We start from the raw sequence: 12935 nt of genomic DNA on the forward strand, positions 1-12935 counted from the left end.
TCGTCGGTCGTCTCCGCAGGAGTCGGTCGCCGCCGGGCGGCGGTGGTCCCACTGACACCCCCCGGTGTGACCCGGTCTGTTCGTGACTCGGTCCCCACCGGACCGCCTCAGTCGTCCGCCGAGGGTGGTTCGGCGTCGCCGGTCGACCCCATCCGGAGGTCGACGTCGCCGGTGCCGACGGCGACGGGCTTCCCGGCGATCACGTTCTCGATGACGCCGTCCAGGTCGTCCACTTCGCCCTGGATCGCGGCGTCCAGCAGGTGGTTCACGGTCACTTCGAAGGCTGCCCGTGCGAGCACGGACTCCTTCGAGCCGGAGATGCCGTGCCGGCCGATGGACTCGACGGTCCCCTGGTTGGTCATGATGTCCGCGACCAACATCAGGTGGCGGACGTTCACGTCGTCGAGCCCCTGTTCCTCCAGCGTGTTCATCGTCTCGTCGATGATCGACTCGCGTGCGGCCTCGACACCCAGCGTCCGGTAGATCTCGTGGATGTTGTTACACGTCGTCCGCGAGGCGTCGACCCCCTCGATCTCGAGGGCGTCCGAGAACGCCGACCCCTCGGTGTAGAGGACGAACTCCTCCTCGTCGTCGTCCGTCTCCTCCTTGCGGATGACGACGCGGTTGATCTCCTCGATCCCCTTGAACGTGATCTCGCGCAGTTGTTCGACCAACTGGAGCAGTTCGCGGTAGCTGGGCTGTTCCGGCCCGAACTGGACGACGGTCCCGCGCCGGACCGTCTCGACGCCCAGCGACGACTCGATCGTGTCCGCGACGATGTCGGCGACCTCCTCGGCGTCGTCGAACGTCGGCCACCGTTCCAACAGCGTCTCCTCGTTCAGGTCCACCGAGACCCGCATGTCCGCGACGTTCGTCGACACGTCGCCCAACGCGAGGATCTGCGTCGCCTCGATCTCCCAGACGACCTCGTGGGCCTTCTCCCGGTCGTGGGCGTACTCACCCTCCAGGTGGACCTCCATCACCGGCGTGTCCGGCTCCTTCCGGGCGTCCACCAACTCGATGAGTCGCGGCAGCCCCTGGGTCACGTCCATCTCTGCAACGCCTGCGAAGTGGAACGTGTTCATCGTGTTGTGCGTGACGACACCCTCGGCGGTGGTGAACGTCTCCAGTCCCGCCACCGAGAAGTCGTACACGTACTCGTGGTCCGTCTCGATGGTCCGAATCTCGTCGATCGGGTCCCAACTCGCCTCGCCGAGAATCTCTCGGGCCGAGCCACCGACGGCGACCGCACCTGCACCGTCCGTCGCGACCGTCTCGAACGCTTCGAGCCCGACCGAGGCAGTCTCTCGGTCGAAATCGCCAGTGACCGGGAGTTCGGTCCCGACTTCGAGTTCGTCGCCACGGATCGGGACGATCTCGTCGTCACGCTCGACGACGAAGGAGTGTGCCTTCGTCGCGCGGATCGAACGGCTCGACTCCAGTTCGAACTCCAGCAGTTCGTCCGGAGCGTCGTGGCGACTCACCTCCTCGACCGGCTTCCACGTCAACGTGCCGTCGGAACGGAGACTCGGAACCGCCAGCGAGTCGGGCGCGAGCGCGACCTCGTGGCCGTCGACGTCGCGCGACTCGCGTGCGGCGACGATCTCGTCGACCAGCGGGCCGATCTCCGTCACGTCGGTCTGGCCGTCACGACGGACGACGACACGCTCGTCGTGCGGGATCGACATCTGCGTCCCGGGTTCCCCGATACTCTGTGCAGAGACCGTTCCGACGGGGTCCAGCGGGTCGACGCGGGTGTCGACGTACCGCGACTCCGTCGCCTGGGCGATCTCGTCGGCCTGTTCGACGGTGATCTCCCCTTCGCGACCCTCGATCGTCTCGTACACCTCGTCTTTGAGGCGACGGGGGAGTTCCGTGTCCTCGACGACCAGCGCCATCTCGTCGGTGACGTGCTCGTAGTCGTCGGCGTGGCTCCCGGCCGTCTCAGTCATCGGAGCTCACCCCCGAGCCGCCGGCCTTGTCGAGTCCCGGCCCGGCGAACTCCGAGAGGTTCGTCGGCGGCTCGCGGCTGCCGATGAACCGTTCTTTCTCCTCTTTGGAGTCGAACTCGGCGTCGACGATCCGCTCTGCGATCTGGTCGACGTCCACGTCGCCCTCGTCGTCGGAGGAGACCTTCACCGGCGAGGTGCCGTCCTCGCCGAACTCGAACTGGACGACCGTCCCGGAGGTGTTCCGGACCGTGCCGTCGTACTGCGCCTCCAACTCGGAGAGCGCGTTGATCAGCCGGCGCTGGAGGTAGCCGGACTTCGAGGTCCGGACCGCCGTGTCCACCAGCCCCTCGCGACCGCCCATCGCGTGGAAGAAGAACTCCTTGGGGTCGAGCCCGCTGCGGTAGGAGTTCTCGACGAACCCGTGGGCGTCCGCCGAGAGGTCGTCGGGCGCGAAGTGCGACAGCGTCCGCCCCTCGTAGCCGCGGTTGATCCGCTCGCCGGAGACGGACTGCTGGCCGACCAACCCGGCCATCTGCGTGAGGTTCAACATCGACCCACGTGCGCCGGAGGCGGCCATGATGATCGCCGGGTTCTCCTCGTCGAGGTAGTCCCGGGCGATGTCCTGTGCGGAGTCGCGGGCCTTCGAGAGCGTCTGCATCACCTTCATCTCCAGCGTCTCGTCGACCGTCCGACCCGGCAGCGAGTCGATCTCGCCCGCGTCGTACGTCTCGATCAGCTCCTCGACGCGCTCGCGGGAGTTCTGAATCGCCTCGTCGATCTGTGCGTCGGCCTCCGGCGGGAGCGACTCGTCGTCGATCCCGATGGAGAAGCCGAAGTGCATGATCGTCCGCATCGCCAGCGCGGCGACCTCGTTGACGAACACCCGCGCTCGGGTCTTCGAGTACACCTTCGTCAGCGTGTCGACGATCTCGCTGCCGAAGTCCCCGACCGCCGCGGAGTCGATCGTCCCCTGTTTCAAGACGCCGTCCTCGATCACGACGTCGTCGCCCGCGTCGGAGACGAACTCCAAGTCGAGGTCGTCCGGCAGCAGCTGCGAGAAGATCGTCCGGCCGGTCCAGTACGGTTCCTCGTCGTCGCCGTGGCCGTCCGGCTCCGGCAGTTCGTCGATGGAGGTCTGCCGCAGCAGGTCCAGCGCCTGCGTCTCGTTGAAGTGGGGATCGTCGTGGGTGAGCAGGTACATCCCCGAGATGTGGTCCTGGATGGCGCCGATGATGTTCTCCCCGAACCGCGGCGAGAGCATCTGTTCCTGGACGCGCATCAGGACGCGGGCCTCCGCACGCGCCTCCTCGTTTTGCAGCGCGTGCATGTTCATCTCGTCGCCGTCGAAGTCCGCGTTGTACGGCGGACAGACGGTCGTGTTGAGCCGGAACGTCTTGTACGGCATCACCACGACCTCGTGGGCCATGATCGACATCCGGTGCAGCGACGGCTGCCGGTTGAAGATCACGATGTCCCCGTCCACGAGGTGCCGGTTCACCTCCCAGCCGGCCTCGACCTTCTCGGCGAGTTCCTCACAGTTCTTCTCGGTCACCTTCAGCCGGCGCCCGTCGGGGCGCTTCACGTAGTTGGCACCCGGGTGCGCCTCCGGCCCGTTCGAGACGTACTGGCGAGCGCGGTCGACGTTGCGCTCGGAGACGTTCATCGTCTGGGTCATCTCCTCGGCGACCCGCTCGGGGACGCCGACCTCGTTGAGCGACAGCGTCGGGTCCGGACTGATGACGGTCCGCGCCGAGAAGTTGACGCGCTTCCCGGACAGCGAGCCGCGGAAGCGGCCCTCCTTGCCCTTCAGGCGCTGTGAGAGCGTCTTCAGCGGCCGCCCCGAACGGTGGCGTGCCGGGGGCGTCCCGCTGATCTCGTTGTCGATGAAGGTGGTGACGTGGTACTGGAGCAGTTCCCACAGGTCCTCGATGATGAGCTGGGGCGCACCGGCCTCGCGGTTCTCCATGAACCGCTGGTTGATCCGGATGATGTCGACCAGCTTGTGGGTCAGGTCGTCCTCGGACCGCTGGCCGTTGTCCAGCGTGATCGACGGACGTGCCGTCACCGGCGGCACCGGCAGCACCGTCAGGATCATCCACTCCGGACGCGCCTGCTCGGGGTCGACCCCGATGGCGCCGATGTCCTCGTCCGGGATGTCCTCGAACCAGTCCCGGATGTCCGAGGGCATCAGCTTGTTCATGTCCTCCTCGGTCAGATCCACGTCCAGGGCCTTCTCGATGGCCGTCCGGTCCTCCTCGCGGGGCCGGAACTCCCCGGACATGATCTGGTTGATCCGATCGAGGTCGATCCCCGTCTCCTCCGCGAGGTCGTGCGGGGAGGTGCCCTCGTCGTCGTCCTCGCCGGGCTGCATCGCCTGGGCGATCTGCTCGGAGTAGTCGCCCGACAGGACGTCTTGGACCTCGTAGTAGGTGGTCGGCTTCTCGTGTTTGATGTCCGCCTGCTCGGCCCCGCAGTGGGGACACCGGTCGGCCTTCCGGGCCTGCCGGACGGCGGTCTTCAACACGTCCATCGTGTCGCCGCCGAGGTTCGCCGTGCGGGTCAGCTTGTCGCGGTAGTCGTCTTTCTCGTCCTCGGAGAGTGCGATCTTCCCACAGTCGCGACAGGTCGCACGCAGCAGGCGACGGATGAGCTTCGTGAACCCGACGTGGATCACCGGCGCGGCCAGCTCGATGTGGCCGAAGTGGCCGTTACACGACCCACTGTGTTTCCCGCAGGTGCGACACTCCAGCCCGGGGTCGATGACTCCGAGTCGGGGGTCCATCAACCCCATGTCGATTGGGTAGCCGTCGTCGTCGTACGTGTCCGCCGTGATCACCTTCGTCGCCGACATGTCCCGGTACGTCTCCGGGTCCATCAGCCCGAAACTGATCCCGCCGATCTCTTTGGGTGTTTGTCCTGCCATGGGTCAGACTGCGTCCTCCAGTTCGAGTTTCGGTCGGATGCCGAGCGCCTTCATCTCGTCCAACAGGAGCTTGAAGGCGTAGCTGATCTCCAGTTCGTGGATGTCGTCCTCGTCGCCGCTGACGGGGTCGTAGATCCGCCGCTGTTCCACGTCCTCGACGGCGACCATCCCCGTCTCCTCGGAGATGTACACCGTCTCCTTGTCCGAGGAGTCGAGCAACCGCTCCTTCAGGGCCATCGCCGCACCGTGACCGATCAGGACCATCCGCTCCATCTCCCCGACACGGAGCCCACCCTCGCGGGCACGCCCCTCCGTCGGCTGGCGTGTCAACACCTGCACCGGCCCGCGCGAGCGGGCGTGCAGCTTGTTCGACACCATGTGGTACAGCTTGTGGTAGAGGATCGTCCCGACGAAGATCTCCGCGTCGATCTTCTCGCCGGTGATCCCGGAGTACATGACCTCCTTGCCGGAGGACTTGAACCCGTGGTCTTCGAGCGACCCCCGGAGTTCCTCCTCGCCGTCACCCTGGAACGGGGTGCCGTCGACCCGCTCGCCGCGCAGCGAGCCGACCTTCCCGCCCAGCATCTCCAGCACGTGGCCGACCGTCATCCGCGACGGCAGTGCGTGCGGGTTGAGGATCAGGTCCGGGACGACGCCGTCCTCGGTGAACGGCATGTCCTCTTGGGGTGCGAGGTGGCCCACGACACCCTTCTGTCCGTGTCGAGACGCGAACTTGTCGCCCAACTCCGGGATCCGCTCGTCGCGGACGGACACCTTCGAGAGCTTCGAGCCGTCCTCGCCCTCCATCAGCGTCACCGTGTCCACGACGCCGGACTCGCCCGAACGCATCGTCACGCTCGTCTCCCGGCGCTTCTGCGGGGAGAGGCCGCCCATGTCGTCCGGCTCTTCCAGGAACCGCGGCGGACTCGTCTTCCCGAGCAGGACGGAGTTCTCGTCGACCTTCGTCTCCGGGTTGACCAACCCGTCCTCGTCGAGGTGGGTGTACGCGTCCTCACCACGCGCACCGCGTACGTCCTGCGAGGGTGTCTCGAAGCGGTCCTCCTGGCCGCCGGGGTAGCGCCGCTCCTCCCCCTCGTAGGTCCGGAAGAAGTGCGACCGCGCCATCGCCCGGTCGACCGACCCCTGGTTCATCACGAGCGCGTCCTCGATGTTGAACCCCTCGTAGGACATCACGGCGACGACGAAGTTCTGGGCCGCCGGCCGCTCGTCGAAGCCGATCTGTTCCGTCGTCTGGGTCTTCACCATCGACAACTGCGGGTAGTGCAGGAGGTGCTGGCGCGTGTCCGGACGGATGCGGTAGTTCGCCGCCGGCAGCCCCAGCGACTGCTTCATCATCCCGGCGCCCATCGTGATCCGCGGCGAGGCGTTGTGTTCCGGGTACGGGATCATCCCGGCACCGATCCCGAAGATCAACTGCGGGTCGATCTCCAGGTGGGTGGTCTCCTCGGTCACCTCGTCCTCGTCGACGGCGACGAGGATGTCCTCCTCCTCCTCGGCGTCGATGAACTCGACGACGCCGGCGTCGACGAGGTCCTCGAACTCGATCTCGTCGTTCTCCAACGCTTCGACGTGTTCCTCGTCCAGCAGGGGTTCCCCGTCCTGGACGACGATCAGCGGCCGCCGGGCGCGCCCGGCGTCGGCGTTGACGATCACTTCGCCGGTGCGTTCCTTCACGGAGACGTTCACCATGTCCGATACGTCGCCACGGCGACGCGCCTCCCGAATCTGTTCTGCGAGCTGGTGGGGGTCAGGGTGGGTGCCCACCAGACTCCCGTTGACGTACACTTTCGCGTCTTGTGCCTGTGCCATGAGTGATCAGTCGTCCGCCGGGCGACCCTGTTCGACGCCCTTGATGCCGGGGATCCCCTCGACCCCCATCGAGTCCAGTTCCCGCTTCAGTGCGCGCTCGTCGTCCACGTTCTGTGACAGCTCCATCGCCTGCGCGAAGTTCTTCACGAGCCCACAGTTCGGCCCCTCCGGCGTCTCGGAGGGACAGATCCGCCCCCACTGGGTCGCGTGCAGGTCACGCGCCTCGAAGTGGGGCTGCGAGCGGCTCAGCGGCGAGCGGAGCCGTCGGAGGTGCGAGAGCACCCCCATGTAGTCCGTCCGGTCGACGAGCTGGGAGACACCCGAGCGGCCGCCGACCCAGTTCCCCGTCGCGATGGGGTGTTCGAGTCGCTCCGTCAACACGTCCGAACGGACGACCGTGTTGACGGTCAACTGCCGGTTGCGCATGTTCGCGCGTTCGAGCTGGTACTTCACGTCGCGTGCCAGCTTGTTCAGCGCCGTCCGGAACAGGTCCTTCATCAGGTCGCCGGAGACCTTCAGTCGCTTGTTGGCGTAGTGGTCCTTGTCGTCCTCCTCGCGGCGGTCCAAGGCGAGTTCGAAACACGCCTCGGCCATCCGACAGAGGTAGTACGCCTTGTTGATCCGCACGTCCTCCTCGTCGACGCCGTCCTCGTGGAGGTGCGGCAGGAGGTAGCGGTCGATCACGTAGTTCGCCCGCTTGAGCTGGTAGTTCTTCCCCTGGCCGGAGGCGACGCGCTCGCCGAGCGTCTCGATGGCCTCCTGCTCGGTCTGGACGCTGGCCTCCTCCAGGTTCTCCAGCATGAACTTCACGATCTCCGGGTCGTCGGAGACGCGGTGGACGATCTCCTCGTCGGACTCCAGCCCGAGCGCACGCACGAGTGTCACGAAGTCCACGGAGCCGGACACCGACGGGAACGAGACCTCCAGCAGTCCCTCGCGGTTCCGTTCACACAGCACCAGCGCGCGGTACCCGCGTCGCTGGGAGAACGTCTTCGCGACCTGGATCTCGTCGCCGTACTTCGAGTCGTACTCGGCGAGGATCTTGTTCGGCGCGAGGTCCTCCGAGGTCATCAACACGCGCTCGGAGCCGTTGACGATGAAGTAGCCGCCGGGGTCGACCGGGTCCTCGCCGATCTCGACGAGCTCCTCGTCGTCGAAGTCCGCGATGTTACAGTTCTGGGAGCCGACCATGATCGGCATCCGGCCGACCTTCGTCTCCGTCTCGTCGACGACGGTCTCCGGTTCGTCCTCGCCGCCGCGGACGATCCGCATCTCCATGAAGACGGGTGCGGCGTAGGTGATGTTGCGCAGCCGCGCCTCCTGCGGGAACAGCAGTTCCTCGGAGCCGTCGGCCTCGCGGACGCGTGGCGTCTCCACGCGTACGTCGCCCAACTCCACGTACACCGGCTCTTGCCCCTCCTTGTCGCCGATGTCCGTGTCGATGGTCTCCTTCTCGTCGACCACTTCCTGCATCCCGCGGCCGAGGAAGCTGTTGAACGAGCGGAAGTGGTGTTCGGCGAGTCGCTCCTGGGTGAAGTACTCGCGCGAGACGGTCCGTCGTGTCTCTCGGTTCGTGTTCGTCGTCACTCGTCGACCACCAGCCGGTAGACGACTGCGGTGTCTGTGGTTCGGGAGTCCCGTTCGATACGGACCACGTCACCCGCCTCGGCGTCGCGAGGCAGTGCCGGGTCTGTCCGTTTGATCTTGGGTAGGTCTGTCTTGGTCACGTTGTACTCCTCTAGCACCTCCTCGACGTCCGCTGGGTCGTCGAGGACGGTGTGGTCCGGAACGAGGTCGTGTTGGCTTACGTCTACCATGTCTCGGTGTGTGAGTCGCTGTCTCCGTCGCGCGTCGGATCGGTGGGAGAAGTCTGCACGAGGTGCTACGGCGGTATTCGACGGTGCCGCACTTAACGCTTGTCGTCCGCAGAGAGGCGAGACTGCTCGGACCGCACTGCGATACACCTCACGGGAGGGTGCGCGGGGGTAAGTACGTTGCGGCACCGCGTGGTACTGCCAACCACCCTCGGGTCGGATAAGAAGCCTTTTCTGTCGACCGGCAGTACGGTGGGATGCGAAGTGCCCGGGTGGTGTAGTGGCCCATCATACGACCCTGTCACGGTCGTGACGCGGGTTCAAATCCCGCCTCGGGCGTTCTTCCGACGCCAACTGACGAGCGACGAGCGTAGCGAGGAGCGAGTCCGGCGTCGGAAGACGGTTCGACGGGATTCGAACCAGGGAACGGAGCGAACGGCGTGAGCGGAGTGACCGTGGTTCAAATCCCGCCTCGGGCGTTCTCTCTTCCGACGTGAATCGGTGAGCGACGAGCGTAGCGAGGAGCGAGTCCGGGGTCGATGTCTCTCCTGCGTAGTCGACTCGAACTCGCAGTGACCGCTCCGTCGACGACTCCGACGAGAGCGTGTCACGGAGGGCCAGCGGACGGTGACTACACCCCGTCGAGGATCTCGTCGACGTCGGCGTGGTCGCGCAACAGCTCGCGCATGATCGCGACCGTCCGCTCGTCGCGCGTCCGGCCGTCGTTGACGATCTCCTCGGCGCGCTCGACCGCGGTGAGCGTGTCCGTGTTCACCGACAACACCGGGACCCCGGCGGCCTCGGCCTTCCCGAGTACGGCCCCCGAGGGCCGGTGACCGCCGGTGAGGACGAGACAGGCGACGCCGGCGTCGATCCCGGCCGTGAGCACGTCCGAGCGGTCGCCGCCGGTGATCACCGCCACGTCGCTGCGCCGCCGCATGTGCCGCAGCGCCGCGTCGCCGCTCATCGCGCCGACGAGGAACCCCTCGACGAGCGTGTCGTCGGGCGCGTCCGTCAACACGTCCGCACCCAACTCGTCGGCGAGTGCGCCGACCGCGACGCCGGCCAACTCGGAGCGGCGCGGGACGACACCGAGCGACGGGACGCCGCGTCCCTCCAGGAACGGCGCCACGTCGCGTGCCACGTCGTCGTAGTCGGCGTCAGCGATCCGGTTGAACAACACGCCTGCGAGGCGGTCGCCGGCCTGCGCGGCGGCCGCGAGCACGTCGTCGGCGTCGCCCGGTTCGTCGTGGTCCGCGACGAGGAGGATGCGGGCGTCGAGCAACGCCGCCACGTCGGGGTCGGTCAACTCGACGACGCCGCCGGTGGCGAGACTGTCGCCGCCCTCGACGACGAGGAGGTCGCGGTCGGCGGCGACATCCGCGAGACTGTCGCGGACCTGTGCGCGGAGGTCGTCGGGGTCCTCCATCCCACGGATCGCTCCCTCGACGAACGTCGGGGAGTAGACGACCGGCTCCATCTCGTGGAGTTCGTCGTCCGTCCCGAGCAGTTCGCGGGCGAGCATCGGGTCCTCGTCGCGCACCTTCCCGACGCGACTGCGGAGTCGAGTCCCCTTCGGCTTCGCGTAGCCCACGTCGAGCCCACGCTCCTGTGCGAGCGTCGCCAGCGCCAACGCGACGGCGGTCTTCCCGCCGCTCCCGTCGACGGACCCGACGAGTAACACGTCGGTCTCCGCGAACGGGTCGGCGGTGGTGTCGCTCGTGTCGGCGGCCGTCCGTCCGTCCGCCTCGTCTGCCTCGTCGGCCGTGTCGGTGGCTGTCTGTCCGCCCGTCTCGTCCGTCTCGTCCGTCGTGTCTGGGTCTGTGTCGGCCATCGCCGTGGTGTCTCCGGTGTCGCTGGTTGTCGTCGTGTCTGTCTCTGCCGTCTCCGTCCCCGCGTCGTCGCTCGTCGTCACGCGTCCCCTCCGTCGGTCGCCTCGACGGGCGACTCGTCTGCCGTCGACTCGCCGTCGGGGTCGCCTCCCGTCTCACCGTCGGGTCCGTCACCTGCTGGGTCCGCAGTCTCGTCTCCCGTCGCGTCCCCCGCCGCGGTCGCCTCGGGGAACGCGTCGGGGTCGAACGTCTCGGGGAGCGCGTCGGGATCGACGGTCACGGCGAGGTCGATGGCGACGGCGCCGTCGGGCTGAGCGATCAGCGGGTTCACGTCCAACTCCACGATCGCCGGGAACTCGTCGGCCAGTTGCGCGAGTCGTTGGATCGTCTCGACGACCGCGTCGAGATCCGTCGGCTCTCGGCCCCGCGCGCCGCGCAACAGCGGTGCCGCCTCGATCTCGGCGGTCATCTCGCGGGCCGACCGCTCGTCGACGGGTGCCAACTCCGCCGCGGTGTCGTTCAGCGTCTCGACGAAGATCCCGCCGAGCCCGAACACGACCAGCGGCCCGAACTGCGGGTCGCGGTTGATCCCGACGATCGTCTCGACGCCGGCGTCGACGTCGACCGACGCCTGCACCTGGACGCCGAGGATCGCCGCGCCCGGCTGGTAGTTGCGGGCCCGCGTCACCAGGCGCTCGTAGGTGTCCGCGACCTCCTCGTCCGCGACGCCGACCGCGACGCCGCCGATGTCGCTCTTGTGGAGGATGTCCGGACTGACGATCTTCATCACGACCGGCCCGTCGATCTCGGCCGCGACCGCCTGTGCCCGTTCTGGCCCGTCGACGATCTCGCCGTCCGGTGTCGGCACGCCGTAGGCGTCGAGGATCGCCATCGACTCCACGCCGAGACGGTTGTCCTGCCGGTCGCGCACCCGCGAGAGCACCTCGTGGACTCGTTCACGGTCCACGTCGAAGCGGCGCGGCTCGCTGGCCTCGCGCTCGCGGATCTCGCGGTACCGCGCCAGCGTGTCGAGACTCCCGACCGCCCGCGAGGGGTCGAAGTACGTCGGGATGCCGGCCGCAGAGAGGATCTCCGCCGGACTCTCGACCCGCTCGCCGCCCATCAGACACGCGGCGACCGGGAGCTCGGCGTCCGCCTGCACGTCCGCGATCGCCTCGGCCAACTCGTCGAACGACAGCGTCGCCGTCGGGGCGGACAACACCACCACGCTGCCGACGGTGTCGTCCGCGAGCGTGATCTCGAGCGCGTCCCGGAACCGCTCGACGCCCGCGTCGCCGATCACGTCCACCGGGTTGAACCGGTTCGCCTCGGCCGGGAGTGCGTCGTCGAGTGCCTCCACCGTCTCGTCGGTCAGGTCGGCCAACTCGAGTGCCTCGCTGTCGCCGACGGCGTCCGTCGCCATCACGCCCGGGCCACCGGCGTTCGTCACCACCGCCACGCCGGGCTCGTCCGGGAGCGGTTGGCCGGACAGCGCCCGCGCGGCGTCGAACAGCTCGCCGGCGGAGTCCGCCCGCAACACCCCCGCCTCGCGCAACCCGACCTCGTAGGCCCGGTCGTTGCCGGCGATGGCGCCGGTGTGACTCGCCGCGGCGCCGGCGCCGGCGTCCGTCCGGCCGGACTTGATGACGACGACCGGCGTGTCGGCGGTCACCTCGCGGGCGGTCTCGACGAACCGTTCGCCGTCGTCGACGCTCTCCAGGTAGCCGACGATCACGTCCGTCCCGTCGTCGTCACCCCACCCGGCGACGAGGTCCGTCTCGTCGAGTGCGGCCTTGTTGCCCAGCGAGACGACGTGTCGGAAGCCGATGTCCTGTTCGAAGGCCCAGTCGATCACCGCCGTCACGAACGCCCCGGACTGGCTCATGAACGAGATCGAGCCGGGGTCGGGCATCGACGGCCCGAAGGTGGCGTTGAGCCCCACCGGCGTGCTCGCCACGCCGAGGCTGTTCGGGCCGACCACCGTCAGGTCGTACTCGGCGGCCAACTCCGTCAGGCGCCGCTCCCGGTCGACACCCTCGCCGCCGGTCTCGCCGAACCCCGCGGTGAGGACGACGAGGTTCCGGATCCCCGCCTCGCCGGCCGCCGCGACCGTCTCGACGGCCGCCGCGGGCGGCACCGCAACGACGGCCAGGTCCGCGCCGGAGTCGGCCACGGAGTCGACGCAGGGTTCTCCCAGCACCGACTCGCGGTTGGGGTTCACCGGGACGACCTCGCCGTCGAAGTCCGCCAGCAGGTTCGCCGTCACGGCGCGGCCGACCGACCCTTCGCGTTCGGTGGCGCCGACGACGGCGACCCGTTCTGGCGCGAACAGCCCCGAGAGGTCGCCCGCGTCGACGCGCTCGACGCGCCCGCCGTCCGCGAGCGCCGCCGTCTCGTCTACGGTCGACGCGGCCGCGTCCGCGGTCGGCGCGGTCGCGTCCGTCGTCGGCACGTCGTCGTCCGGTGTCGCGTCGTCGTCGGTCACCGGCGGCACCTCCGCCTCGCCGGCGTCCACGTCGCTGTCCCTCGACCGTCGTCGTCGCAGACCACTGCCTGCGACCGTCGTGTCCGTGTCATTGTCGTC

General features: G+C 68.1%; 7 protein-coding genes and 1 tRNA gene. 1 reads left to right on the plus strand and 7 read right to left on the minus strand.

The features are described 5' to 3' along the window. Nucleotides 1-107 precede the first annotated feature (107 nt). From rpoA2 to RYH80_RS09885, 5 genes are read right to left on the minus strand one after another with little or no spacing between them, the layout of a single operon-like run. Complete coding sequence (gene rpoA2 / locus RYH80_RS09865; protein WP_370903700.1) at nt 108-1952, minus strand: DNA-directed RNA polymerase subunit A''; 1845 nt, start codon at nt 1950-1952, stop codon at nt 108-110. Continuing rightward, the gene (locus RYH80_RS09870; RefSeq protein ID WP_370903701.1) at nt 1945-4875 is read right to left on the minus strand and encodes a DNA-directed RNA polymerase subunit A'; all 2931 of its coding nucleotides are present in this window, start codon (nt 4873-4875) and stop codon (nt 1945-1947) included. Before RYH80_RS09870 ends, rpoA2 begins: the two co-directional genes overlap by 8 nt. 3 nt (nt 4876-4878) lie before the next feature. After that, the gene (rpoB, locus tag RYH80_RS09875) at nt 4879-6705 is read right to left on the minus strand and encodes a DNA-directed RNA polymerase subunit B (RefSeq protein WP_370903702.1); all 1827 of its coding nucleotides are present in this window, start codon (nt 6703-6705) and stop codon (nt 4879-4881) included. 6 nt (nt 6706-6711) lie between these two features. Beyond that, nucleotides 6712-8292: a DNA-directed RNA polymerase subunit B'' gene (locus tag RYH80_RS09880; protein ID WP_370903703.1), complete on the minus strand. Its 1581-nt coding sequence runs from the start codon at nt 8290-8292 to the stop codon at nt 6712-6714. After that, nucleotides 8289-8522 (minus strand): DNA-directed RNA polymerase subunit H, encoded by a 234-nt coding sequence (locus RYH80_RS09885; protein WP_370903704.1) that lies wholly within the window; start codon nt 8520-8522, stop codon nt 8289-8291. The genes RYH80_RS09880 and RYH80_RS09885 overlap by 4 nt, the downstream gene beginning before the upstream one ends. 263 nt (nt 8523-8785) lie before the next feature. On the opposite strand from RYH80_RS09885, the gene RYH80_RS09890 reads away from it, so the two are divergent. Then, nucleotides 8786-8858 (plus strand) — tRNA-Asp (locus RYH80_RS09890). Nucleotides 8859-9150: 292 nt separating this feature from the next. Here the strand turns inward: RYH80_RS09890 and RYH80_RS09895 are convergent. After that, nucleotides 9151-10353, minus strand: a complete 1203-nt coding sequence (locus RYH80_RS09895) for a DRTGG domain-containing protein (RefSeq protein ID WP_370904696.1) — start codon at nt 10351-10353, stop codon at nt 9151-9153. A 77-nt stretch (nt 10354-10430) separates the two neighbouring features. Continuing rightward, nucleotides 10431-12683 carry an acetate--CoA ligase family protein gene (locus tag RYH80_RS09900; protein ID WP_370904697.1) on the minus strand — a complete coding sequence of 751 codons (2253 nt, stop codon included), beginning with the start codon at nt 12681-12683 and terminating at the stop codon, nt 10431-10433. Nucleotides 12684-12935 lie beyond the last annotated feature (252 nt).

This window comes from Halobaculum sp. MBLA0147 (assembly GCF_041361345.1).
GTDB lineage: Archaea > Halobacteriota > Halobacteria > Halobacteriales > Haloferacaceae > JAHENP01.